Origin of the sequence: Microcella sp., from assembly GCF_040286215.1 — a bacterium.
In the GTDB taxonomy this organism is placed as follows: Bacteria; Actinomycetota; Actinomycetes; order Actinomycetales; family Microbacteriaceae; genus Microcella.
On the sequence record NZ_JAVKCK010000006.1, the window covers coordinates 325,773 to 349,478 of the forward strand.

Annotated in this window: 22 protein-coding genes; 4 read left to right on the forward strand and 18 right to left on the reverse strand. The window is 68.6% G+C overall.

What is annotated here, in order from left to right; all coding sequences use genetic code 11:
- Positions 1 to 134 precede the first annotated feature (134 nt).
- Positions 135 to 1,568 (reverse strand): flavin monoamine oxidase family protein, encoded by a 1,434-nt coding sequence (locus tag RJQ01_RS03920; RefSeq protein ID WP_350475406.1) that lies wholly within the window; start codon positions 1,566 to 1,568, stop codon positions 135 to 137.
- Positions 1,569 to 1,591: 23 nt separating this feature from the next.
- Here RJQ01_RS03920 and RJQ01_RS03925 point away from each other — a divergent pair, with 23 nt between their 5' ends.
- The 3 genes from RJQ01_RS03925 to RJQ01_RS03935 all read left to right on the forward strand — a co-directional run bounded on the left by RJQ01_RS03925 (position 1,592) and on the right by RJQ01_RS03935 (position 5,585).
- The gene (locus RJQ01_RS03925) at positions 1,592 to 2,218 is read left to right on the forward strand and encodes a TetR/AcrR family transcriptional regulator (RefSeq protein WP_350475407.1); all 627 of its coding nucleotides are present in this window, start codon (positions 1,592 to 1,594) and stop codon (positions 2,216 to 2,218) included.
- A complete protein-coding gene (cofD, locus tag RJQ01_RS03930) occupies positions 2,215 to 3,237 on the forward strand; it encodes a 2-phospho-L-lactate transferase (RefSeq protein WP_350475408.1) in 1,023 nt (340 codons plus the stop codon). Before RJQ01_RS03925 ends, cofD begins: the two co-directional genes overlap by 4 nt.
- A gap of 863 nt (positions 3,238 to 4,100) precedes the next feature.
- Positions 4,101 to 5,585 carry a protein adenylyltransferase SelO gene (locus RJQ01_RS03935; RefSeq protein WP_350475409.1) on the forward strand — a complete coding sequence of 495 codons (1,485 nt, stop codon included), beginning with the start codon at positions 4,101 to 4,103 and terminating at the stop codon, positions 5,583 to 5,585.
- A 96-nt stretch (positions 5,586 to 5,681) separates the two neighbouring features.
- Here RJQ01_RS03935 and cofC read toward each other — a convergent pair whose 3' ends face one another.
- From cofC to RJQ01_RS04000, 13 genes are all read right to left on the reverse strand, one after another.
- On the reverse strand, positions 5,682 to 6,296 hold the full coding sequence (gene cofC / locus RJQ01_RS03940) for a 2-phospho-L-lactate guanylyltransferase (protein WP_350475410.1): 615 nt from the start codon (positions 6,294 to 6,296) through the stop codon (positions 5,682 to 5,684).
- Between the two features lie 9 nt (positions 6,297 to 6,305).
- The gene (locus RJQ01_RS03945) at positions 6,306 to 8,594 is read right to left on the reverse strand and encodes a transglutaminase TgpA family protein (RefSeq protein WP_350475411.1); all 2,289 of its coding nucleotides are present in this window, start codon (positions 8,592 to 8,594) and stop codon (positions 6,306 to 6,308) included.
- Positions 8,587 to 9,891 carry a DUF58 domain-containing protein gene (locus RJQ01_RS03950; RefSeq protein ID WP_350475412.1) on the reverse strand — a complete coding sequence of 435 codons (1,305 nt, stop codon included), beginning with the start codon at positions 9,889 to 9,891 and terminating at the stop codon, positions 8,587 to 8,589. The genes RJQ01_RS03945 and RJQ01_RS03950 overlap by 8 nt, the downstream gene beginning before the upstream one ends.
- 4 nt (positions 9,892 to 9,895) lie before the next feature.
- On the reverse strand, positions 9,896 to 10,864 hold the full coding sequence (locus RJQ01_RS03955; RefSeq protein WP_350475435.1) for an AAA family ATPase: 969 nt from the start codon (positions 10,862 to 10,864) through the stop codon (positions 9,896 to 9,898).
- A gap of 149 nt (positions 10,865 to 11,013) precedes the next feature.
- Entirely contained in the window at positions 11,014 to 11,616 is a 603-nt protein-coding gene (locus RJQ01_RS03960; RefSeq protein WP_350475413.1) for a hypothetical protein, read from the reverse strand.
- A gap of 92 nt (positions 11,617 to 11,708) precedes the next feature.
- Positions 11,709 to 12,500 (reverse strand): coenzyme F420-0:L-glutamate ligase, encoded by a 792-nt coding sequence (cofE, locus tag RJQ01_RS03965; protein WP_350475414.1) that lies wholly within the window; start codon positions 12,498 to 12,500, stop codon positions 11,709 to 11,711.
- 31 nt (positions 12,501 to 12,531) lie between these two features.
- A complete protein-coding gene (locus tag RJQ01_RS03970) occupies positions 12,532 to 12,867 on the reverse strand; it encodes a hypothetical protein (protein ID WP_350475415.1) in 336 nt (111 codons plus the stop codon).
- Entirely contained in the window at positions 12,864 to 13,709 is an 846-nt protein-coding gene (locus RJQ01_RS03975) for a DODA-type extradiol aromatic ring-opening family dioxygenase (protein WP_350475416.1), read from the reverse strand. The genes RJQ01_RS03970 and RJQ01_RS03975 overlap by 4 nt, the downstream gene beginning before the upstream one ends.
- A gap of 17 nt (positions 13,710 to 13,726) precedes the next feature.
- The gene (locus RJQ01_RS03980) at positions 13,727 to 14,590 is read right to left on the reverse strand and encodes an amidohydrolase family protein (RefSeq protein WP_350475417.1); all 864 of its coding nucleotides are present in this window, start codon (positions 14,588 to 14,590) and stop codon (positions 13,727 to 13,729) included.
- A 19-nt stretch (positions 14,591 to 14,609) separates the two neighbouring features.
- Positions 14,610 to 15,725 (reverse strand): CaiB/BaiF CoA transferase family protein, encoded by a 1,116-nt coding sequence (locus RJQ01_RS03985; protein ID WP_350475418.1) that lies wholly within the window; start codon positions 15,723 to 15,725, stop codon positions 14,610 to 14,612.
- Between the two features lie 25 nt (positions 15,726 to 15,750).
- Complete coding sequence (locus tag RJQ01_RS03990) at positions 15,751 to 16,773, reverse strand: alcohol dehydrogenase catalytic domain-containing protein (RefSeq protein ID WP_350475419.1); 1,023 nt, start codon at positions 16,771 to 16,773, stop codon at positions 15,751 to 15,753.
- Between the two features lie 78 nt (positions 16,774 to 16,851).
- A complete protein-coding gene (locus RJQ01_RS03995) occupies positions 16,852 to 18,192 on the reverse strand; it encodes an amidohydrolase family protein (RefSeq protein WP_350475420.1) in 1,341 nt (446 codons plus the stop codon).
- Entirely contained in the window at positions 18,189 to 18,701 is a 513-nt protein-coding gene (locus RJQ01_RS04000; protein WP_350475421.1) for an OsmC family protein, read from the reverse strand. The genes RJQ01_RS03995 and RJQ01_RS04000 overlap by 4 nt, the downstream gene beginning before the upstream one ends.
- 265 nt (positions 18,702 to 18,966) lie before the next feature.
- Here RJQ01_RS04000 and RJQ01_RS04005 point away from each other — a divergent pair, with 265 nt between their 5' ends.
- Entirely contained in the window at positions 18,967 to 20,082 is a 1,116-nt protein-coding gene (locus RJQ01_RS04005; protein WP_350475422.1) for an ABC transporter substrate-binding protein, read from the forward strand.
- A 395-nt stretch (positions 20,083 to 20,477) separates the two neighbouring features.
- Here the strand turns inward: RJQ01_RS04005 and RJQ01_RS04010 are convergent, their stop codons facing one another.
- The 4 genes from RJQ01_RS04010 to RJQ01_RS04025 are packed head-to-tail and all read right to left on the reverse strand — an operon-like array spanning position 20,478 to position 23,437.
- Positions 20,478 to 20,876, reverse strand: coding sequence for a RidA family protein (locus RJQ01_RS04010; protein WP_350475423.1), 399 nt, complete (start codon positions 20,874 to 20,876; stop codon positions 20,478 to 20,480).
- A 52-nt stretch (positions 20,877 to 20,928) separates the two neighbouring features.
- Entirely contained in the window at positions 20,929 to 21,792 is an 864-nt protein-coding gene (locus RJQ01_RS04015) for an ABC transporter permease (protein ID WP_350475424.1), read from the reverse strand.
- A complete protein-coding gene (locus RJQ01_RS04020; protein WP_350475425.1) occupies positions 21,765 to 22,604 on the reverse strand; it encodes an ABC transporter permease in 840 nt (279 codons plus the stop codon). Before RJQ01_RS04020 ends, RJQ01_RS04015 begins: the two co-directional genes overlap by 28 nt.
- Positions 22,601 to 23,437: an ABC transporter ATP-binding protein gene (locus RJQ01_RS04025; RefSeq protein ID WP_350475426.1), complete on the reverse strand. Its 837-nt coding sequence runs from the start codon at positions 23,435 to 23,437 to the stop codon at positions 22,601 to 22,603. Before RJQ01_RS04025 ends, RJQ01_RS04020 begins: the two co-directional genes overlap by 4 nt.
- Between the last annotated feature and the right edge of the window lie 269 nt (positions 23,438 to 23,706).

A 23,706-nucleotide genomic window follows, 5' to 3' on the forward strand; every position in this document is an offset into this window, starting at 1 on the left:
ACGGTGAATAGGGGCCAGTGTGCGCTCGCGCTGTTTCCGGCGCGTTTCGCCCAATGACGTACTGCTGACACGCTATGACGCATCTGCGCAGATCAACAGGTTTGCGCGCACATGAGCACCATGGAGGCGGTGCGCTAGAACAGCACGACGTCTCGCTGCTGGAGCAAGCGCTTCGCCTCGCGCACGCCCGAGGCGTAGGCACCGTCGACGAGCGCCATCAGCTCACCGGCTGTTGCCTCGCCTGCAAAGAGCACACGACCGACCGGTTTCGCCAACTCGCGCAGCGCACGCACCGCGTTCCACAGCCCGAGACCGCGCGGCACGTAGGTGTAGCTGCCGCGCGTATACGGATCGTTCGCCCAGTCAGTTGCCACCGTATCGATGGGCTCCATTGTGCGACCCGAGGCCTCGTTCGCCAGCTGCACGACTTCGCTGATGCGCTCCTCCGCACTCAGCCGGGCCACCCGACGCGCATGGTCCCCGATGGTGAGCGCCACGAGCGCGGGCGGCGCCGACCACTGTTGAAGATCGAGCACGAGCGGCCATCCTCGCTCGTCATCGTCCATGACGACGATCGGCGTAGGCTCGAAATCAGCACGCAACGGCTCGTCGAACGAGAGTGCGACTTTCTCAAACCGGCCGACTCCGAGGCTCGCCATGGCGATTCGACGAGCGCGAGGCAGCTCTGGCGTGAACGCGATCGAATCCGAACGCAGAACCGCTAGGGGCACCGTGACGATGACATGCGAGCCGCGCTCCTCGCCCTCCGACGTTGAGACAGCCACGCCTGTGTCGTCGTGGTGGATGCTGTGCACCACCTGCCCGAACCGAATCGGCAGGCCCGCCGCGAGAGGGGAGACGAGTGTGCGGTAGCCGCCCTCGAGAAACACATCGTCATAGCCGGAACCACCACCGAAGTAGAAGCTGCCGAACGTGCCGAAGCCCGTGCGGTGGGGCGACTCCGACTCATACACCGACAGCAGATCAGCCATTGTTCGCTGCACGGCCGGCGACGCCTGAGGAACACTGCGCCTGATGCCTTCGACGAGAGAAAGCCGGTCGCGCGAGCGCCGAGCAAGGGCGCCCCCCACGCGATCGAATCGCGCGAAGGCGGCGTGCAACGCGTCTTCCTGCTCGGTGTCTGGGTATCGCTGGGCAACCCGGTCAAGCACCCGCGCTCGGAACGCCAGTTCGGTGGCGCGGGAGGACTGCATCGACGCGCCCAGGTGCCGAACGAGCGGGAGCAGCACCGAGTCTTGGCCGTCGTGAATCCAGGCCCCACCCAGGTCGACCGAGGTCGAGGCACCACCCGCCGAAACCAGATCGATCGTGTGCAGTCGACCGCCCACGCGCTCGCGCGCCTCGAGCACCACGACGTCGACACCGGCGTTCTTGAGGCTGCGGGCCGCCGTGAGACCGGCCATGCCCGCACCGATCACGATGACGCGCCCGACTTCTCCCGGAGCACGGCGCGGGATCCGAGCGCTGACCCCCTCGGTCGTGAAGGTCGTGGCGTGTGCAACGCCCTGACTGTCAGTCTGCCTGTCGCCGTTTTTATTCATCATCATGATGAAGAATATAGCATCGACGTATGTCAACGCCTAGTCCTTCTCGTGGTCGCCCCTCCCTGGCGGTTACTCGTCGACGGGAGGCCATTGCAGCGTTCCTCTCACTCATCGCCGAACGCGGTCTCGATACGGTCACCCTCGACGACGTAGCTCACCGGGCGGGAATGCAACGCAGCGTGATTCGTCACTACGTCGGCAATCGCAGCGAGTTGATTGTGGCGGCGCTCGACGAGCTCGTCGACGGCTATCGGGGCTCGGTCGTCGAGACCATCGGCGAATCCCCCTCCACCGAGGTGCTGCTCGACTACTTGTTCGGTTCGCACTGGTACCGCGACCAATCGACCGCCGATCGCGCTCTCGACGTGCTCTTTCGCGAAGCGTCACGCTCTGAAGCCATGCGCGATCGTCTGAAGATGGCGTACGAGTCTTTCGTGACCGTCGTCGCTGAAGCGCTGCTGCGCGATGCTCGCGAGCACTCCACTCACCTGACCGTCGAGCAAGCTCTGGCGACGGCCTATGCGATCGTGTGTCTGGCTGAACACAACGTCGACCTGCAGTCGCTGGGTTTCGACGCGCACCAGGCCGACAGCGCACACCGTGCAGCGCGGATGTTGGCCACTCACGCCGCCACAGAGTGGCCGTCATCGTGACCCGACGAATCGTGGTGCTCGCGGGTGGCGTCGGCGGAGCACGGTTTGTACGCGGGGTGCGCGAGGCGGTTCGGCGCGCTGCGGAGGCACCGTCGACGAGCGCGGATGCTGAGCTCGCGCACGCGCAGATCGACGTCGTCGTCAACACGGGCGACGACTGGTGGCTCGCCGGGCTGCGCATCGCCCCCGATCACGATTCGCTGCTCTACACGCTGAGTGGCCAGAACGACGAGGTGCGCGGATGGGGACGCCTGGGCGAGACCGAGCGGGTCTCGGCCGAGTTGCAGGCGCACGGCGTGACGCCTGACTGGTTCACGCTCGGTGACCTCGACCTCGGAACGCACATCGCCCGCACAGCCTGGTTGCGGGCGGGGCTCACCCCATCAGAGGTGTCAGCGCGGCTGCAGGCTCGGTGGCCACTCGGCGTCACCCTGCATCCCGCGACCGATGATGAGGTCGACACCTCCGTCGTGACGACGGCTGGTGACCGCCTGCACTTTCAGGAGTGGTGGACGCGGCACCGCGCTGCGATGCCCGCCGCGCGCTTCGAGCAGGAGGGCATCGCCGACGCGCGGCCCTCCCCCGGCACGCGTGCGGCTCTTGCCGCCGCCGACATGGTGCTTCTGGCCCCGTCGAACCCGGTCGTGTCGATCGGCACGATTCTGAGCATCCCCGGCATGCGCGATGCCGTGCTCAATGCTGGCGCAGGAGCCGCGCCGATCGTCGGCGTGTCACCGATCATCGCCGGAGCAGCAGTGCGCGGCATGGCCGATGCGTGCTTGACGGCGATCGGCGTCGAGACGGATGCCGCCGCGGTCGCTCGGCACTACGGGGCGCGGTCGGCGGGCGGCCTGCTCGACGCCTGGCTCGTCGGCGTCGAAGACGAGCCGCTCGTCGCCGGACTGCGCGCGGACGGCGTCGCCGCCGCTGCGGTGCCGCTCTGGATGCGCGACCTCGACAGCTCGGCTGCCCTCGCTGCCGCCGCCCTTGCCGCTGGGCTCGAGCACCCTCGAGCTTGACGCAGCGCCACCGACGGCGCCACCGCCTGACGAGTGCCCGAGTACCGGTCAGCAGTGCTCCAGTGCACGACGAGGTCAGCGGGGGCATGGCGCCCGACGTGACCGTCGGCGGGCAGGGCGATGTGCAGAGCGTGCTGGTCAGCGCCTTCCTGCGGGGGGAGCGTGCCGTTGAACGCGAGGGCGCTGACGCACGCGAGCGGCCCGCCTGCGATCCACGCCGCCCGCGCGTTGGCTGGCAGGTCGCTCGCCGCGTACCAGCCGATGCGGATGCGATCGAGTTCGCCGTAGCGCCAGGCGAACCAGAGATCGGTCTCGCTCCACCCGGCTCGCCTCAACTCGCGCCGCGACGCGATACCGCCGAGTCGACGGATGACGGGATCGAACCCCGAGAAGCCGGCCATGCAGTGAGCGTGCCGTGCCGGTCACACGCCGACGGCGCAACGCGGCCAACGCCGGTGCGATACCCGCTCGTCCGCGACTGTGGAGGACGGGCATCCTGGGTCACTCACGCGGGCAGCACCCCCCTCCGCGCCGCCCTCGCGCGACCCCGCCCAGCTCCAGGCGCACCTCCCCTCCTACCTCGACAGCAGCGCCGCGCAGCTCCCCGCCTGTCTCGCCCCCCCCACCGGCGCTTCGGCGCTAGTTCTCCTCCGCGCACTTCAGCGGATTCGGAGCATCGTGACTCCGATTCGCGTGCTTCCGCATCCGTTGAAGTGTTGGGGAACGCCTGCGCGCCGGGAGATGTGGTGCTGCGTCACGGACCGGTCGAGCCGAGGCTCGAGCTCGACACGCTCAGCACGCTCGACACGCTCGACGCGCTCGACACGCTCGACGCGCTCAGGTGAGCGGCGTAGCGTCAGACCATGAGCTCGTCGACGACACTGCGCAGCGGCACTGCACCCGAGGGCACTCGCCCCGTCGGGCTCGACGGGCGCTTCGCTCGCGAGCTTCCTGAGCTGGGCATCCCGTGGTCGGCGGAGGTCGCGCCCGCTCCCCGCCTTCTCGGGCTCAACGAACCGCTCGCCAGCGAATTGGGAATCGATCCGACGTGGCTTCGCAGCGACGAGGGCATCGCGATGTTGGCGGGTTCAGCTGCGCCGGACGGTGCGACGCCCGTCGCCCAGGCCTACGCCGGGCACCAGTTCGGCGGCTTCAGCCCGCGACTCGGTGACGGCCGCGCGCTGCTGCTGGGTGAGCTGACCGACGTCGACGGCACACTCCGCGACCTTCACCTCAAGGGGTCAGGCCCGACGCCCTTCGCGCGCGGCGGCGACGGCTACGCCGCGGTCGGGCCCATGCTGCGCGAGTACCTCGTGAGCGAGGCCATGCACGCGCTCGGAGTTCCGACCACGCGCGCTCTGGCCGTCGTGGCAACCGGGCGACCAGTACGCCGAGAGACAGTGCTGCCCGGGGCGGTGCTCGCCCGCATCGCGAGCAGCCACCTCCGGGTCGGCACCTTCCAGTACGCCGCCACGCAGGACGACCGCGGCCTGCTGGAACGTCTGACCGCATCCGCGATCGCCCGGCACGCACCCGAGGCGGCGACGACCGAGCGCCCGGCGATGGCCCTGCTCGACGCGGTGATCGAAGCCCAGGCTACGACCGTCGCGCAGTGGATGAGCATCGGCTTCGTGCACGGCGTCATGAACACCGACAACATGACCATCTCGGGCGAGACGATCGACTACGGCCCCTGCGCGTTCCTCGACACCTACGACCCAGCCGCCGTCTACAGCTCGATCGACCACGGCGGACGGTACGCCTACCGCAACCAGCCGATCGTCGCCGAGTGGAACCTCGCCCGCTTCGCCGAGACGCTGCTGCCGCTCATCGACGAGAATCTCGAACGCGCGATCGAGCTCGCGACCGCCGCACTCGACCGGTTCAGCGCGCACTACGCAGAAGCATGGCTCGCGCTCATGCGCGCGAAACTGGGGCTCGGCGAAGCAGTCTCCGACGAGATCACGGCTGCGCTCGCCACCGACGTGCTCGACCTCATGCAGCACGAACGCGCCGACTACACGTCCACGTTCCGCGAGCTCGCGACTCTCGCGCGCGGTTCCGCACGACCCGCCGCGCTGGAGGGCGCCGCCGGCGAGACATGGGCCGAGCATTGGCTCGCGCTCCGGCCCGACGCTGAGGCGATGGACCGCGTCAACCCGGTGTACATCCCGCGCAACCACCTTGTCGAAGAGGCACTGCAGGCCGCGGCCGACGGTGACCTCGCGCCATTCGAACGGCTGCTCGAGGCCCTCGCCCACCCGTTCGGCGAGCGCCCGGGGCTCGAGCGCTACGCCGTGGCCGCGCCCGACACCTTCGGGCCGTACACGACCTACTGCGGCACCTGAGCCCCCGCCCGAGCCGGGTCCGGCTCAGGGGCACGCGCGCGGCGGGCGTAGGCTGAGCGCACTGTGACGGGGTTCGACTTCACCCCGACGAAGTGCTCACCCCCGACGATCTCCTGCGCTCCCGCTGAGCAGCGCGCGGGTGCGCACACCCAGAACAAGGGATGCCGCGGCCTCGAGCTGCTCGCGCGTGTCGATGTCGCGGCGCAGCCCGCTGAGCCGAGCGAACTCCAGCTCGACGTAGCCCTCCGCTCGGTGCCGCGCCGCGGAGGCCGGCCCGAACCGCGGTGCGTGCGGCACACCGGCGCGCGCCACGATGAGGGTCGATCCGGTGCCTTCGGTATCCGGCACGAAGGCGCGATCGTGCTCAGCCGCCACCGCGAAGGCCGTCGCGAGCTCCTCGGGCTTGAGCGCCGGCAGGTCACCGAGCATCACTGCACTCGGGCAGCCGGGGTCCAGCAGGGCGAGCCCCGCGTCGACCGCGCCGCTCAACCCTCCTCCCGGATCGTCGATGACGCGCACCCCCGCGACCGGCGAGAACAGGCTGCCGACGACGACGAGTTCGCCGACCGCGTCGCTCTCACGCGCGGCGACGACGGTGTCGAGGGCGATGGCACGGGCGAGCGCCGCGCGGCTCGCGGCGTCGCCGACGAGTCGACTCTTGGCACCGGCACCGGCCTTCACCGGGATGACGAGAGAGGTGAGAGCGGGCACCGCTCCAGACTAGGCTCGCGCACCGTCGACTGCGGAGCGCGGCCGCCCTTCACCATCAGCCGCTCGATCGAGCAGCGAGAGCGGCAGCACGATCGCCGCAGCGCGTCGCCACCATGGCACCGAGTCGCGCAGTCGACGAAGCACCTCCCCGAACGCGGGAGGTTCGATGTCGTCCCCCTGCTGACGCGTGTACGCCCGCTTCTCCACGGCCTCAAGCAATGGCGCGAGGGAGGCATCCAGGTCGGCAACGGCAGCGCTCCACAGAGCGGCGAGTGCGCGCGGAGTGCGCGTCGTCTCGGCCGGCAGTCCCAGGTCGCGAGCCGTGTCGCGCACCTCGCGCCAGCGTTCCACCGGGTCGCGCGAGCGCCGCCGGCGTGCGCGTCGGGCAGCTCGCCACACCCCGGGCGCGATGAGCGCGAGCGCGAGCAAGCCGAGGGCGGCCAGAGTGAGAGATCGAGCATCCACCAGGATGCCGGCCGGGGAGGCGGCCCCACCCTGCCCGTCATCGCCGCCGTCGATGAGGTCGGGGATGCCCGCTGGCGGCTCGTCGGCGATCCCGGCATCGACCTGCTCCTCGTCGACGGGTGCGGGCTGCTCATCCTCGGCCGGCGCGTCCTCCGGCTGCCCGGCATCCACGCCCTCGACGGGCGCGGTCGGGTCCGCGTAGCCGGGAGACTCCCCTCGCGACGGCGTCGGTTCGAAGCGCACCCAGCCGATGCCGTCGAAATGCAGCTCAGGCCACGCGTGCAGGTCGTCGGAACTGACGACGTACTCGCCCGGCGCGTCCGCGCTCGCCACCCCCGGCTGAAAGCCCACAGCGATGCGGGCGGGAATGCCGAGCGTGCGCGCCATGAGCGTCATGGCGCTCGCGAAGTGCACGCAGTAGCCGGCGCGCACGTCGAGGAACGTCGCGACGATGTCGGCACCGGAACCGTCGTACCCACCCTCGACCGGTGCGTCCTCCGAATAGGCGAACTCGCCGCCGGTGAAGAACCGCTGCAGCGCGAGCGCCTGCGCATAGGGCGAGGTCGCGTCGGCTGCGTCGACCACCTCGCGAGCGGTCTCCTCGACCGTCGCATCAAGATCGGGCAGAGCGCGGTACGCCTCGAGGCCGGTCGCACTCACCCCCGCCCCCTCCAGCTGAGCCGCCGACGGCTGGGCGTCGAGACTCCGCACCGTGTACACGCCCTCTCTCAGCACCCCCTCCGGCGACTGCACCGTGATGCCGTCGTCGGCGACGAGCCACTCGCCCGCGAGCCCGGCGAGCGACACGGGCGCACTCGGAAGCGGCACCCACCTGGTCCGCACGTTCTCGAGCTCGATCCGCGTGGAGACCTCCGAGCGCTCGACTCCGGCGCCGAGCCACGACGGCGGGCCGATGTCGTCGAGTGCGCGCGACTCGCCCCCTGTCACCGGCTGCACCGTCTGGCCGTCGAACTCGTCCAGATGCGCGAGAGTCAGGTAAAGACCCGTGGTCTGGTCGGTCGAGTACCGCAGAACCGTCACAGCGGTCGGCCTGCGTAGATCGTCGCCCAGCTCGAGCACGGGATTGATGCCCGCCGACAGCCCAGCGATACCCCCACCTGGCACCATTGCTCCCGCCACGACGGGCGGCAGAACGGGCGGCACAACCAGTGCTGCGATGAGCACGCTGGCGCCGACGACGGCGGCGCGTCTGGCCCCCGCCAGCCCCCCGTTGGCGGCCGGGCGATGCAGTGCGAGCACCGCGAGGTACGCCGTCGCGGTGGCCAGGAGCGAGGCCAGCGGCAGGGCACCGGGGGCCACGATGACGGGAATCGCGAGGATGCCCAGCAGCGGCAGCGCGATGAGCGCGGGGCGACGGCTGGCGTTCGCGACCCCATCGCAAAGGAGGGCGATGATGCCCGCGCCGGCGGCGATGAGGAAGCGCAGACCTGCGTCGGCCTCGGCGGGAACCGCCTGCTCCGCGATCGACACCTCGCCTGCCCGGATGAGCTCTGTCACACGCTCGAGAGTGCCCGCGAGAGGCACAACACCGAGCAGAGCCGTGTCGGCCGCGAACTGCAGCTGCAGGCTGAGAACGCCCGCTGCCGCCGCCGCCAGGAGAGACCACAGCGGTCGCCAGACCTGCACACGATGGCGCGCGACGGCGCCCGCCGAGATCACCGCGGCGACTGTCAGGAGAGCCGAGAGCAGCCAGCCGCCCTCCTCAAGCACGACGGAGAACGAGGTGAGCGCGGCAGTGATCGCGAGCAGCACGGCGACAGACAGTGCGAGCCCCGATGCCGGTCGTGACCGCACGCGCTTCGCGTCACGCATCGCGCACCACCGTCGTGGGCTCACGCGTCGCAGAGGCGCCCAGCGCATCGAGCTTCACACCGGCGAGCGCGTGCCAGGCCTCCGCTGGCGTGGCTGAGGGCGGCACACGTGCGACGATCCAGCCGGCCCGGGCGAACGCCTGCGCGGCGGTCTCACTGGCGGCATCGTCATCGCGTCGCGCAGTCGCCGACACAGTCGTGGCCGGGAGGAGGAGCGCCGGATCGTCGTCCACGAGCACCGCGAGAGCGGGAGCCGCTGCCGACGACGAGGTGCGATGGCCGAGCATCCAGCTCACCGTCGCTGCGTCGGGGCGCGCCGCGACGACGACGACGGGGAGGGTGCCCCCCGTTGCGGAGAGCTCGCGGTGCGGGTCGTCGGCGCCGAGCTCGAGGAGAGCGAGCTCCCCGAGCGCGGCACCCGCCGGACCGTCAGCGTGCGGGGCATCGACGGGCCCGGGCGCGGGTGTCGCGAGATCGACCGCGTATCCGCGCTCGTCCAGGTGCACGGCGACGGAGGCGGCGAAGCGCACCGCCCACTCGAACATGCTGCTCGACAGCGCGCTGCGCCCGGAGGTGTCCGGGTACCCGGAGCGCTGGGTGTCGATGATGATCCGGCTGCGCGGCCCGGCCTGCGGCTCGTCCTGGCGCACCATGAGCTCCCCCTGGCGCGCGGTCACCCGCCAGTGGACACGCCGCAGGGCGTCCCCGTCGCGGTACTCGCGGGTGACGACGTCGTCGTCGCTGCGCGTGCGGGACCGCGCACTGCGGGTGCCCGTCACGCTCACGGGAGCCGGAACCGGCCCGACCGGAAGAGGCATGACGGAAGGCAGTACGAGCTGCGGGGTCACCGTTCTCGTGTCAGTGACACGCACCGCGAGAGCGAACGGGTCGCGATCCTCGATGAGCAGGGGCCCCACCTCGACGAGCCCTCGGCGCTCAGGCCAGTAGCGATAGCCGAACTGGGCGGGGCGCGTGAGACGCACGTCAGCGAGGCGCCCCGGCCCGGCGAAACCGGGCGGCATGGGTACGCGTTCGACCCACTCGGCCGAGCGAGACCGGCCCGCGACCGTGGTCGTCACCCGCACGACCTCGTCCTGTACAGCCACCGACGGCTCGAAGCGGCGAGAGACGACGACGTTCGGGCGCGTGCTCGCGACGACGAGGAGGCCGACAAGCGGTGCGGCGACAGCGATGGCACCAGCCGGCAGCAGTTCGGGCCGCTCGACCGCATAGGAGAGAGCGAGCAGGCCGACACCGACGACGAGGAAGATCCCGCCGCGAGCGGTCAGCCGCGGCATCGGCTCAGCCCCCGGCGATCGGCACCGGCACGGTCGTCGCGGCGACGATGCGGTCGACAACCTCGTCGACGCTGCGCGCGGGTCGGCCGTCGGGGTGCTGGGCTCTCGGCACGAGCAGCATGCGGTGAGACAGCACGGTCGTCGCGAGGGCGTCGATGTCGTCGGGCAGCACGAAGTCCCGCGCGTCCATGGCGGCGCGGGCTCGGGCCGCGCGTACGAGCTGCAGGGTGGCGCGGGGGCTCGCGCCGAGCCGCAGAGCGGGGTCGTCGCGGGTGGCCTGCACGATCGCGACTGCGTAGTGCTCGACAGCGGGGCTCACGTAGACCTCTCGGACCGTCGCGATCATGCGCCTCAGCGCCGCAATGTCGACGACGGGCGCGAGGCGCTCAAGAGGGCTGCCGTGCTCGCGATCCCGCACCATGAGGGCCTCGCTCTCTGGATCGGGGTATCCAATAGAGATGCGGGCCATGAACCGGTCGCGCTGGGCCTCGGGCAGGGCGTAGGTGCCTTCCATCTCGATCGGGTTCTGCGTCGCGACGACGAGGAAGGGGGCGGAGAGCGCGTGGGTGTGCCCGTCGACTGTGACCTGCCCCTCTTCCATGCACTCCAGGAGCGCCGACTGCGTCTTGGGGCTCGCCCGGTTGATCTCGTCGCCGATGACGATGTGGGCGAAGATCGGGCCGGGCGTGAACTCGAACGTGCCGAGCTGCTGGCGGTAGACGCTCACCCCGGTGATGTCGGCGGGCAGCAGATCGGGGGTGAACTGGATGCGGTTGACTTTGCCGTCGATGCACCGCGCGAGAGCGCGGGCGAGCATGGTCTTGCCCACGCCGGGAACGTCTTCGATGAGCAGGTGGCCTTCTGCGAGCAGCACGGCGAGCGCCGTGTCGACGGCGTCCGGCTTGCCGTCCATGACCCCGTTCATGGCGAGTCGGATGCTCGACGCGAGCTCTCCGAACTCCTCGGGGCTCATCGGCGCGTCGGCGGAGGGCTCGCTCGCCGAGGGGGTCGGCGCGGGCGCGGTGCTCGTCGACGTCGTCACGCGGTGAAGTCTGCCACGGGGAGGTGACGAATCCGCCGAGAGTTCTCGGCCCGCCAACTGAGCGCGGTCTCTGCGCCGTGTCAGCGCACTCGGGCGAAGTCGAGACGCACGTCGAACCCTCCGACGGTCGTCGTGATGCTCAATGCGTCTCCGGAGCAGGCCACGGAGGCCCCCGTGATCGGGTTGACCGTCACCGGCCGCAGGAAGAGCTCGTCGACGCTGCTGCGCTGACCCTGATCGACGTCGACGAGGGCGAGATCGTCCCGCTCCTCGGCGGCCTCGAGCATCCCGTCGACGATCCTGTAGGAACCCTCGCTCTCCCCCACGAACGAGGCGAGGCTCTCCTCCCCGCGGTTCTGCCACGTGATGCCGACGCGGGGTTCGACGTAGTAGCGATCGACGGTGAAGCCGAGGGTGAGATGGCCGCCGACCTCGACATCGGTGCCGGGGCCGAAAGCGCGCAGGTAGTCGCGCAGCGGCTCCCCGGCGACGCGCCACCCGCCGACGAGGCACTCGCTCTCGGTGAGCTCGACGCCCGGGGGAGGCTGGATGCCCTGCGCCTCGGAGGGGTGCACGGGAACGGGGCTCTCGGGCTCCGGCTCCGCGCACGCTGCGAGCAGAAGGATCGCGCCGAGCACGACGGTCAGGGGCGCGTGTCGGCGCCACTCGGCGATTCGGCGCATGATGCCCCCTCTCGCACGTCGAGGATTCCCCATCATGTTGTGGTGCGGTGGGGTCAGCGTACCGACGGTCGCTTCCGCGTGCGACCCCGCGCTCAGTCGTTGTGCAGGTACGCGCCGGAGGCGCGTGCGGCACGCTCCTCGCGTCGACCCTGCTCGCGGGCTTCCGCCGTGCCGAGAGAGAAGAGATCGTCGGCGGCGGCCCGATTGAGCGAGCGGGCGCCGGCAGCGGCGGGATCGAGCAGGTGCGTCATGCCCCGAATGACGGCGACCGGAAGCCCGAGCGCCTTCCGCTTGACGAGGTCGGCCGCTGCCGCGAGCTCATCGCCGAGCGCGGGAGCCGTCACGTCGAGCAGCCGGCCCTGAGCGTCGGGCTGCCCGCGCAGGTCATCCAGGAGGCGCACGCCGCTGCCGCCGATCGCGATGTCCGTCTGGCCTTCCCGCCAGGCCCGCCCCGCAGTGTCCGTGATGATGACGCCGACCTCGCCGCCGATGGCCGCGCTGACGGCAACTCGGATCGCGCTGGCGCTCGCATCCGGATCGAGGGGCAGCAGCAGCACCGTGCCCTCGGCGGTGTTGCTCGCGTCCACTCCCGCCGCCGCCATGACGAGCCCGAGACGATTCTCGACGATGCGCGTCACGCCGCCAGGGTGCTCTCTCGTGGCGACGACCCGCACGGTCTCCTCGGTGATCGACTGCTCGCGGTCGGCGGCGGCCACGATGCGTCCCTCAGCCTTGCTCACGATCTTGCTCGTGACGGCAAGGATGTCGCCCGGCTCGACGCCCTGCTGCGCAGACGCTGTGGCGAGGGCGGCCGGCAGGTCGACGCCCGACGCGAACTCGGGCAGGCCCTCGAGGGCGAAGATCGTCAGACGCGGCTGTGTCATGCCCTCATTCTGCCGCGGCGCGCGCTCGGCATCACGCCACGTAGTCCGGATACCCGTGGGGTCGAACCGCCGCACGGTACCGCTCGTTGAGATCGGGCCAGTCGACCTGGTGCACCCATACGGCTTCGATGAAGTGCCAGAGAAGATAGGGATGCGCCCCCAGTCGATACAACTCGCCCTCGTCGCGCGCGATGAACGCCGACCTCTCCTCGTCGGTCAGTACCCGGTCGTCGGCGACCGCATCAGGCCCCGCACCGCCCGCGAGCCAGCCGTCGACGAAGGCCTCCGTGTCGCGCAGATAGGACTCCACGGAGCGATCACTCATCTCGATCGCTCTCATGAGCTTGTTCATCATGTACTTGCTCATGCGTTCCTCCAGAGGAAGAAGGGGCTCGAGGCGTACCGTGACTCGGTCGCCTCGGCTAGGTCGGCGGGGCGACCGTCCATCGCCGCGAGTGCGGAGATGATGTTGACGTGCTGATAGGTCACGTTGCCCGCCGCCATGACTCGCTCGAAGGTGCAGCCGGCGATCGCCGCCTCGAGGTCGCCGTCGCGGAACCACGAGACGGCTTCGCGGTCGAACTCCGGGTCTGGAGACCCGGCGCCGAGGAACTGCCGCGGCCCGCCGATCTCGGTCGCCATGTGTCCGGAGGTTAGGAGAGCGACACGCGCATCCGATTCCCACGAGCGCACGCTCTCGGCGATGTGCCGGCCCAGCACGGCATAGCGCTCGGGGCGCGGGAGGGGTGGGAGAGTGGCGTTCACGTGGATGGGCACGACGGGGATGTCGAACGCCGGGGTCGTGTAGGCGAGCGGAATGATGAACCCGTGGTCGAGTCGCCACTCGTGACTCACGGCGAAGTCGATCGTGTCGGTCAGCACGGTGCGCCCCGCGATGTGGTCGGCGAGCTCCCGATGCCCGCGCACCTCGCAGTACTCCATTCCGAAGGTGCGCACCTCGTTCTCGAACGTGCCGTGGTAGCTGTCGGCCTTCCCGATGATGAAGGCGGGGCAGTTGTCTGAGAAGAACTGCCGCACGTGATCGGTGCCCACTTCCACGATGACGTCGACGCCGAGCTCGCGCATCGTGGCGCCGATGAGAGAAAACTTGTCCGCCACTCCCCGAAGGTCGTCGGGAACAGGGTCTCGCATCGTGCGCCAGAGCAGGGGATTGTGCGGTGTGGCCGCGGCCATCACGAGGTGTGCCATGTCGGGTCCTTCCGCCCTCAGAGGTCGAACAGCGCGCGCGCGTTGTCGAGCAGGATCTTCTGCCGAGACTCGGCCTTGAAGGGCAGTGCCTCGAACTCGGTCATCCACCGGTCGGCGGTCATGACCGGCCAGTCGGAACCGAAGAGCACGCGATCCGAGATGAGGGAGTCGGCATAGCGCACGACCTCCGGCGGCAGGTACTTCGGCGCCCACCCCGAGAGATCCAGGTAGACGTTCGACTTGTGCCAGACCATCGCGAGGTTGTCGAGGTGCCACGGCCATGCCGGGTGCGCGCTGATGATCCGCAGCTCGGGGAACTCTCCCGCGACATCGTCGATGTAGGGAATCGGCCTCGCGTTCTCGAGGCGGTAGCCGCCGCCGCCCGGGGTGCCGGCTCCGGCTCCGGGAAAGCCGCCGTGGAACATGACGGCGAGACCGAGCTCGCTGCAGGTCTCCCAGATCGGGGCGAAGCGGGGGTCGTTGGGCAGGAAGCGCTGTCGGGAGGGGTTGAGTTCCCCGACCCCCTTGATGCCGTACTCGCCGTGCATCCTCTTGATCTCCTCGATCGCTGCGGCACCCTTCCAGGGATCGATTCCGGCGAAGGCGAGGAATACGTCGGGATGCTCGGCCTGAGCCCGACCGAGCAGGTCGTTGGGGGCGCCCTTGATGCCGCTCGTGGTCTCGGAGTCTGAGTTGACGATGACGGCCATCATCTTGCGCTCACGGTAGGCGTCCGCCTGCTCCGCGAAGCTCACGACTGGGCGCTGGCGCCCGAAGTGCTGCGACATCTGCTGATGCCGTTGACCCATGGCGGCGATGAACTCCTCCGTCTGCGGGTGCGTGTGGGCGTCGATCGCGACGATGTGCTCGGGAATGCTCACTGACTCTCTCCTTGCGCGCTCACGGTAGCCCGACCTCGTCGAGCACCGATTCGGTGTGCTCCCCCAGCAACGGGGCAGCGGTGTAGCTGGGGCGGGCGGACTGCGAGAAGCCCAGGGAATTGCGGGGCGTTCGCACCACGCTTCCATCGGGAAGCGTGAGATCCTCCACCAGGTCCATCGCCGCCAGCTGGGGGTCGTCGAAGAGATCGGCGACCGTGTTGAGGGGGCCGTGAGGAATGTCGTGCTCCTCGAGTCGCGCGAACCACTCGGCCCGGGGCCGCGTCGCCGCGACGGACTTGAGCTCGGCGTCCAGCTCGTCGTAGTTCTTCACGCGACCCTCCCGTGCCGCGAAGCGAGGGTCGTCCGCGAGCTCCGGGCGCTCGATAACGTCGAGCAGGCCGCGCCAGAATTTCTCGGGGACGGAGAGGTGGACTACGAACGCCTTGCCGTCGCTCGCCGTCAGCCCGAAGGCCTGGGCACGCCTCGGCCGCGTATCCGGATGGGACACCGCCCCTGTTTGCAGGTAGGTCGACGCCGACTCGGTGAGGAAGTCCACGAGTGCCCCCACCATCGGCACGGAGACGTGCTGCCCTATCCCGCTTGTCGCACGGGAGACGAGCGCAGCGAGGACGCCCTGCACGGCGGCCTGCCCGGCGAGGAGGTCGGAGAAGGCGGGCCCCAGCGGGCGCACCGAGTCTGCCGGGACGATCTGGCTGTACATGCCGCCCACGGCGGAGATGACGGTGTCGTAGCTGGGTCGGTGCGCCATCGGGCCCACCGCGCCGAATCCAGTGATGGAGCACGTCACGACGCGCGGGTTGAGCGCCGCGAGCGCCGTCGGCCCGAAGCCCAGACGGTCAGCGACTCCCGGCCGGAAGTTGTCGAGCACGACGTCCGCGTCGCGCGCGAGCCGCAGCAGTGCCGCGAGGCCGCTGTCGGTCTTCAAGTCGAGGACGACGCTGCGCTTGCCGCGGTTGTAGGCGGCGAACTGTGGGCTGTACCCTGCTTTGCCTTCCCAGCGCCGCATGGGGTCGCCGTCGGGGGACTCGATCTTGATGACGTCTGCTCCCCAGTCGGCAAGCAGCTTGCCCGCGTAGGGCCCGGCGATGTACTGGCCGAGTTCGATGACTCTCACTCGCGCGAGGGGACCAGTCTGAGCCTCACTCTCCTGGGGCGACATGGACGACCACCTTTCCCGTGCGGTTCTCGGCAGTGAATCGCGCATAGGCATCACTGATGGAGGACAAGTCGAAAGCCCGATCGATGCGCGGCGTGACGATGCCTCGCCGCACGAGATCCAGCGCGAGCCTGACATCGCTGTAGTGCGCGCTCGCGGAGCCCACGATCGTCTGTCGCTGCAGGTACAGGGCTCTCATGTCGAGCGACAGAGCGGTCGAGACGGAGGCGGTGCACAGCGCGAGCCGCCCCGCCCATCCCAGCGCGGTCGCCAGCTCGCCTGCAACGGTCGCGCTGCCAGTCGTGTCAAGGGCGAGGTCTGCACCCTCGGGAGCGCGCTCCCGGATAGCCGAACCGAGATCGGACGGAGCCGCGACGACGAGGTCCACTCCCTCCGGCACGGCGACGGATCGGCGAGCGCAGCCGATCACGCGCGCCCCGCGGTCCAGGGCGTACTGGGCGGCCACGTGTCCGAGGACGCCGCTGAGGCCGGAGACAACGACCGTCTGACCGGTGGAGATGTCTCCCGCCGCGTGCAGCGCCCGAATCACGATCGGCAGACTGTGCATCGCGGCGACCGCGTGCTCGACGGGGATGTCGTCAATGGCGAAGACGCTGGATGCCGGCACCGCGACGAGCTCTGCAGCTCCGCCATCACGGTGCACTCCGACCACGGTCTGCTTGGGGCACAGCCCCTCCTGGTCGGATTGGCAGTAGGCGCATCGACCGCAGGGGATGTTCGGCTTCACGGCGACGCGAAGACCCAGCAGGGAGTCCGTCACGCCGTCTCCCAGCTCGACGATGCGTCCGACGGGGTCGATGCCCAGGGTGCGCGGCAACTGTGCGGCGGCTCCGGGTCCGACTCCGGCGATCACGTTGAGGTCGAGCTGATTGATGCCCACCGCCTCGACCCGCACGAGCACCTCCCCCGGGTCGGGCGCCGGTGCAGGGATCTCCTCGACTGCGAGGTGCTCCATCCCGCTGGATGCGAGTCGTGCAGCGCGCATGAGTCTCCCTTCTCCCGAGCTGTTAGTCACCGGCCGGTGACCCGTGAGTATCTATGGATACAGTATCCAAAAAAGGGGTCATTCGTCCATACCCACACCGCCGATCAACCCTTCCAGGTCGTCTAGTGGCCAGCCCGCACGCTCCATCACGGCGCTGATCGCGCCCCTCGCTTCCTCGACGACGCGCTCCGTGTCGGCGACAAGTCGCCCGTCCCGCTTGAGCCATTCGCCATCGACGAGAACATGCTGAACATGCTCCACCCCTCCCGCCATCACTACGGTGTGCACGGGATCGACGCCCGGGCCCATTCCGGGCAGCCGAGCATCCAGAATCATCATGTCGGCCCGCTTGCCGGGGCTGAGGCTGCCCACCTCGCTCTCCCATCCGAGGTCGCGCGCCCCCTCGATGGTCGCCAGCTGCAGGGCACGCTGCGGCGATACCGCACGCCCCGGGTCCGCGAACTGCGTGAGCCGCACGAGCGCCTGCATCTGTGCGAACATGTCGGCCCGCCCGGGGAGAGCGAGCGAGTCGTTGGACAAGCTCACCGTCATTCCGGCAGCCATCGCCTGAGTCACCGGAGGCACCCCCATCGACGTGATCTCCGTCACCGGGCTGACAGAGAGCGACACTCCGCGCTCGCCGAGGAGCACGAGCTCTGACGGCGTCGCGTCCACCGCGTGGACGACCTGCAGCTGCGGGATGAGGAGGCCCCGACGGTCCATCTGTGCGATGTCGGCATACCGATCCACATCCGCGCGCCGTCCGCCCATATGCAGGGTCAACGGCAGCCCTGACTCCTGCGCGAACGTCCACTCCTCGAGCACGACATGCTCTTCAGCCCGTGTCGGGCCGCGTACGGCGAGGCCGACGTCGAAACGCGGCCTCGAGGGCGCCCTCAGCAGGCGCGCGACGTCGATCAAGTCCATGGGGCGAGAGGCGTTCCAGGCATCGGGGTTGCCATAGGCGAGACGCGTCCGCGCGCCCGAGGCCACCTGCGCGTCGATCGTCGCGTCGGCGTCGTCCGGCGAGCGAAGGTTGTGATGCCAGTTCACGACGCTCGTGATTCCCGCCCCGATGCACTCCGCGAGCCCTAGCGCCGTCGACGCAGCGGTGTCCTCAGGCCTCACGTGCGCAGCGAGTCTCCGCTTGACGGGAAAGTACGCCCGACCGCCGTAGCCCGTGATGATGCCCCGGAACATGCTGTTCCAGAGGTGGAGATGAGTGTCCACGAAACCGGGGAGGATCACTCGGCCGTCGAGATCGAGAATCTCATCCACGTCGACCGTGCCCACGGTGCCGGCGGGGCCCACTTCGACGATCGACCCATTCCTGATCAGAAGGTCTGCGCGAGCGATGACGCCGAGATCAGGGTCCATCGTGATCGCCGTCGCATTGCGCAGCAGCGTGTCGGCGCTCATCGGCTCACGGGCGTGCTGTCGGCCCGCACAACGTCGCGCGGGCGGTCGTCGAGAACCACGTCGTCGTCAGTCCGCACCACAAGGTGCACGGGCACCGACTGCAGTACGAGGGAGGTAATCGGGCAGTGCTCAACGCCGTGCTGCACCGCGAGAACGAGGGCATCAGGATCGGCGCCTCGCGCATCCTCAATGCGGACATCGACGACGAACCACGGCGGATAGACGGTGGCGCCGGGCACACCGAGCTCACCCCCCATATCGAGTATCGTGCGAACGTCGACGCCCGCAACCCGCGCGGGAACACCGCGCTCGAGGATCGACTTCGCGATCCAGCCTTGAGAGCAAAACGCGATGGAGGCGAGGAGATACCTCATGGGGCTCGGGCCCGCTTCAGAGCCGCCTCTCTCGTGAGCTTCGTCGCAGTCGAAGCGGAATCGACGCCCGTACTGCTCGAACTCTGCCGCTCCATGCACGCCGTCCACGACTCGCGCTGAGATCCACGGTCGCATGATGCCTCTTTGCGGATCTCGAGCTATGGCCGACCGGAGATCGTTCATGCCGGTTGCGATGGATGGCCGCTGCGCGTTGCTCATGTCTGCTCCCAATCTGCGCCGATCGCGACGACTTGTGCCCCTGAGTATCCCCGTATCACGATTTGGTGACCGTCTGTAGACAGCAAAGCACATTCTGGATACCGTATCCAGCACACAGGCAAGGGTGCCGTGTCGAACGTGGAAGCGCCCGCGCCTCACCATGAGAGGAAAAGAGAGAGCTATGAGCACACTCACACGAAAGCTGGGGGTCGGCGCGATCGCGACGCTGTCCACCATGGCGCTACTCGGGGGATGCGCTGCAGATCCGGGTACCGACGACGGCGCAGCGCCCGGCGACGGAGACTCCTCGCAGGGCGTCACGTTCCCCGAGGGCGAGATCGGTCCGGCCGAGGACACCGACATCACCGTCGCCATCCCCTTCCCCGACATCACGATGTATTCGATGTACGAAGTCGCGTCGGCGAAGGGCTGGTACGAGGAAGAGGGACTTACGGTCGAGGTCATCACGGCCGACAACGTCGCCGCTGCGGTCTCGAGCGGTAGCGCAGACATCGGCGTCGAGAGCGCCGGCGCCGTGATCGAGGCGATCCGCGGAGGCGTCGAGATCGAGCTCCTGAGCGGCCACTACTGCCGCCAGAACTTCGACTTCGCCACGCAGCCTGACATCGACTCCATCGAGGACCTCGATGGAACGGCCGTCGTGCTGGCCGGCACCGCGGGCGACCCCGCGGAGTTCCAGCGCGCTCGCGTTCTCGCAGACTACGGCTGGGATCTGGACACCGTAAACGTCGAAATCGTCTACCCCGGGCCCGACTCTGCAACCTGGCGTGAGTTCCTCGTCAACGACCGCGTGAGCGTCATCCCGTTCTACGGCGACGATCGTCCCGCGCTTGAGGAGTACGGGGCGAACATCATCATCGAATCAGTGCAGAACTGGGCGAACGACTTCCACCTCGCCGGTTCCGACTGGCTTGCTGAGAACCCGAATTCGGCCGTCCGCTTCCTGCGGGCGACGATGAAGGCGCTTGACCTCATCACGGCCCCTGGTCTGGGTGAATTGCCCGAGAACAAGGATGAGGTGCTCGACATTTACGAGGCCGCCGACTTCGACGTCGCGGACCTGCGCGTGCAGGACACCCCGTGGGTTCTCGACGGCCACCTCGCCTGCCCGAACCTCTACGTCGATGAGGAGGCATGGGACATCACAATCGAGACCCAGTCCCTTCAGCCTCTCGACTTCTCGGAGAACGTGGACCTGGGCTATCTGCTCAAAGCCCAAGAGCTCCTCGGGATCGACAACGACGGAGTCACCGGCGACGAGCTGAACTACCCGTAGTTCTCGTGCGGAACTGACTTTCGGTTCCCCAGAGGGGGCGGCCCGCCAGGGTCGCCCCCTTCCGTGCTGAGCAGCTGCGGAGGCCCTCTCTCTCCTCCACTGCTGCAGGAAGCTCACGGCAACCACCCGGGGCTCACGGCAGAGTGCACTCCAGCGAGACACAGCGATAGCCATCAGTGCGGCGAATCCGTCGCCGCGCTGGTGGCCATCCGCGTATCCCACGTCGAGACACGCGCACATGAGTTACCACGACCGGCTGGAGTCCTCTGGCGCGCAGAGCCGCGGTCGCGCTGCGGCGCGGGCAGCGAACGGCGCGCACAAGAGTGCGAACGGCAAGCGGCGGGGGGGGGGGCGCCTCCCAGCCGCTGGCGCGGCCCCGGCCGCCGGGCTGTGCGCTATCCGAGTGCGGCGACTGCCTCGATCTCGAACAGGTACTCAGGGTTGGCGAAACCGGCGACACGCACGAGCGTGCTCGCGGGGTAGGGCGCGGAGGGCCAGAAACGAGATCGGACAGACCGCATCTCCTCACGATGGGACATGAAGTCCTCACCGACGAAGACGGTCACCTTCACGATGTCGGCGAGGGATCCCCCGGCCTCCTCGAGAACGGCGCGCAGGTTCGCGTAGGCCTGCTCGGCCTGAGCCACCATTCCCTCCGGCATCGTGCCATCCGGTCGGTAGCCCATGATGCCGCTCACGTACAGAGTCGTTCGAGGATCCTGAACCTTGACCGCTTGGCTGAACTCCCACGTGGGCGAGTAGATCGACTCCGGCGTTATCGTCTCTCGGTGCATGCGCAGCGTCCTTTCCTCTCGTGACCGTGACCCGGGCCGTCGGCGGCGCCGATCACCCCGCGCTCACCGTCGTCTTGTCGTCGTACCACGGTGCGAATCGCCGTCGAAGAATGCCGATGAGCGTAAGCGTCAGGTTCGCGATGATCACCATGACGATGACGATCGCGATGGCCTCGTCCATCTTGAAGTCGAACGTGGCGCGCTCGAGCAGGTGACCTAGCCCGCCTGCGCCGCCGAGGAACTCTCCGAGAACAGCGCCGGTGAAACCGAGCGCCGCGCCACGCTGAATGCCGATGAGGCTGAACGGCAGTGTGCCGGGAATGAGCACCTTTACGCCCAGACTCACTCCATTCGCCCCGAAGACACGACCGGCGTTCACGAGCGACCGGTTCACGGTCAGCGCACCCTCCATGGTGTTGAGGAGGATGGGGAAGACCGCGAGGAGGAAGACGAGCGCGATCTTCGACTCGTTGCCCAGGCCCAGAATGAGGATGATGAGGGGGGCCAGCGCTACCTTCGGCGTCGAGTAGAAGAGCCAGAGGAACGGCGCGACGGTGAAGCGAAGCACGGGGAACCAGCCGACCGCGAGCCCGACGACGACCCCGACGACGACGGCGAAGACGACCCCGATCGCGAGGTTCTGCAGACTGTAGGCGAAGGCGGACCAGAAGTCATCGCGCAACACGAGCTCGACAAAGGCGGGGCCAACGGCGCTCGGCGGGGGGAGGAACACCGCGGGAATCAGCTCGAGCCAGGTCACCACAGCTTCCCACACGAGAAGGATCACGCCGATCACCCCGAGGAGCAGCAATTTCCAGCGCGCTTCGCCGTCCCGTCGCTTCGTACGGAACCTGGACTGTGTCACTGCCCGTACGGGCATCGTGGGGCTCACGAGCTCACCTTCTTTCGATTCCACGGCGCGACGATCCTCTCCACCAAGCTAACGATCTGGGTCATGCTGATGCTCCACAGGACAATGAGCGCGATAGCGGCGAATGACTGGTCAGTGTTGTACGTGTTCGCGGATCGAATAATCACCGCTCCCATGCCGACCGTCGACCCTGTGATCTCAGCCACGACCATTCCGATGGTGGCCAGCACGGCACCTTGCCGCAGACCGGCGAAGAGAAAGGGGACGGTCGACGGAAGCAGGATCTTCCGATAGATCTCTCCCCGCGATGCGCCGTAGACGCGTGCAGCGCGCAGCAGCGACGGGCTCGTCGTGCGGATCCCAGCAGCGAGGTTGAGCATGATCGGGAACACCGCACTGATCACTACCAGGAAAACGACCGGGCCCGCCCCGAAGCCGAACCAGGCCTTCGTGAGTGGCGCATACGCTACTGCCGGGGCCGCATAGAGCGTCCAGGCGATCGGGCCGAACACACGATCGACGGGAACTGAGGTGCCCATGAGCAGGCCGAGGGGCACGGCGATGAGAACCGCCATGCCATATCCGGTGAGCCAGGACTGTGCTGAACTCGCGGCCGCCTGACCGAGCGTGCCTGCGGCGATGAGATCGCCGAGACCGTCGACGACGTCGAGCGGCGGCGGGAAGAAGACTGCATTGACGAGCTCCAGGCTTCCGACGAGCACCTGCCAGATCACGAGGAGGATCACGATCTCCGCAGCGATGAGGAGCGCGCGACCACGCGGGCTGAGGCCGGCTATGAATCCTGCGAGACCCTTGGAGCCTCGCGAGCCCGCCTGGACGGCGAACAGGGAACTCATGATGCGCGACCACCGCGAGACGCCGCCGTGGCCTCGTTCTGCAGTACCTCCCAGAGGTGATCGCGCAACTCGAGGTACCGCGGGTCGGATTGGGCACCGCGCTCAGATCGTGGCCGCGGCAGGTCTACCGTGATCTCCTCGAGCACCGAACCGGGGTGGCTCTTGAAGACCACGATGCGATCTCCGAGGAGGATCGCCTCCTCGATCGAGTGCGTGATGAAGATCACGGTCTTGCCCGTCGCCGTGATCAGCTTCTCGATCTCATCGCGCATCACCTCTCGCGTGAGAGCGTCGACGGCGCCGAGCGGTTCATCCATGAGCAGGATGCGCGGCTCCGCCACGATCGCCCGCGCCAGGCCCACGCGCTGCTGCATCCCGCCGGAGAGCTCCCGGGGATAGGAGTTCTCGAATCCGCTCAGGCCCACGAGGTCGATCGCCTCCTGAACCCGCATGCGCCAGTCCTCAGACTTGAGATGCGCCTGCATCTCAAGCCCGAACTTGACGTTGTCGAAGACGCTGCGCCAGGGCAGTAGCGCGTAGTCCTGGAAGACCACGGCCCGCTCGGGGCCAGGGCCCTCAACTCGACGACCGTCCACGAGGACCTCGCCTTCGCTCGCCTCCACGAGGCCCGCGATGACGTTCATGACGGTTGTCTTGCCGCACCCGCTCGGGCCGAGCACCGTCACGAACTCACCCTCGGAGATCGTCAGATTGACGTCCTCGACGGCGGTGAGCGTACCGCCCGTCCGCGAAAGGTCGTAGCGCACGGTGACGGACTTCACGTCGATGAACGGGGCTGTGCGAGCCGCACTCTCTGTCGCCGGATTGGACATGGATTCACAACTCTCTGTTCTGCGTAGGTCGCCTCATCGCGACGCCACGGTCTGGAGGGGGTGGGTGGAGTCGAGTCGCCGCGGTCGAACCACTGGTGCAAGCCCCATCGCGGCGGACGGCATCACTGCATCTTGGGGATGACCTCGGTGCCGAGGAGTTCGATCTGCTCGAAGTACCGGTCGAACTTGAAGCGGAAGTCGAACACCAGGTGCTCGACCCCCAGAGCCTCGAACTTCTTCAGCTCTTCGACCGCCTGCTCGGGGTTGCC

Bases quoted from the DNA above. Each gene is read 5' to 3' on its own strand.
- RJQ01_RS03920 (WP_350475406.1), bottom strand. From the start codon at position 1,568: ATGATGATGAATAAAAACGGCGACAGGCAGACTGACAGTCAGGGCGTT.
- RJQ01_RS03925 (WP_350475407.1), top strand. From the start codon at position 1,592: ATGTCAACGCCTAGTCCTTCTCGTGGTCGCCCCTCCCTGGCGGTTACT.
- RJQ01_RS03935 (WP_350475409.1), top strand. From the start codon at position 4,101: ATGAGCTCGTCGACGACACTGCGCAGCGGCACTGCACCCGAGGGCACT.
- RJQ01_RS03945 (WP_350475411.1), bottom strand. From the start codon at position 8,594: ATGCGTGACGCGAAGCGCGTGCGGTCACGACCGGCATCGGGGCTCGCA.
- RJQ01_RS03950 (WP_350475412.1), bottom strand. From the start codon at position 9,891: ATGCCGCGGCTGACCGCTCGCGGCGGGATCTTCCTCGTCGTCGGTGTC.
- RJQ01_RS03955 (WP_350475435.1), bottom strand. From the start codon at position 10,864: ATGAGCCCCGAGGAGTTCGGAGAGCTCGCGTCGAGCATCCGACTCGCC.
- RJQ01_RS03960 (WP_350475413.1), bottom strand. From the start codon at position 11,616: ATGCGCCGAATCGCCGAGTGGCGCCGACACGCGCCCCTGACCGTCGTG.
- cofE (WP_350475414.1), bottom strand. From the start codon at position 12,500: ATGACACAGCCGCGTCTGACGATCTTCGCCCTCGAGGGCCTGCCCGAG.
- RJQ01_RS03970 (WP_350475415.1), bottom strand. From the start codon at position 12,867: ATGAGCAAGTACATGATGAACAAGCTCATGAGAGCGATCGAGATGAGT.
- RJQ01_RS03975 (WP_350475416.1), bottom strand. From the start codon at position 13,709: ATGGCACACCTCGTGATGGCCGCGGCCACACCGCACAATCCCCTGCTC.
- RJQ01_RS03990 (WP_350475419.1), bottom strand. From the start codon at position 16,773: ATGCGCGCTGCACGACTCGCATCCAGCGGGATGGAGCACCTCGCAGTC.
- RJQ01_RS03995 (WP_350475420.1), bottom strand. From the start codon at position 18,192: ATGAGCGCCGACACGCTGCTGCGCAATGCGACGGCGATCACGATGGAC.
- RJQ01_RS04000 (WP_350475421.1), bottom strand. From the start codon at position 18,701: ATGCGACCGTGGATCTCAGCGCGAGTCGTGGACGGCGTGCATGGAGCG.
- RJQ01_RS04005 (WP_350475422.1), top strand. From the start codon at position 18,967: ATGAGCACACTCACACGAAAGCTGGGGGTCGGCGCGATCGCGACGCTG.
- RJQ01_RS04010 (WP_350475423.1), bottom strand. From the start codon at position 20,876: ATGCACCGAGAGACGATAACGCCGGAGTCGATCTACTCGCCCACGTGG.
- RJQ01_RS04020 (WP_350475425.1), bottom strand. From the start codon at position 22,604: ATGAGTTCCCTGTTCGCCGTCCAGGCGGGCTCGCGAGGCTCCAAGGGT.
- RJQ01_RS04025 (WP_350475426.1), bottom strand. From the start codon at position 23,437: ATGTCCAATCCGGCGACAGAGAGTGCGGCTCGCACAGCCCCGTTCATC.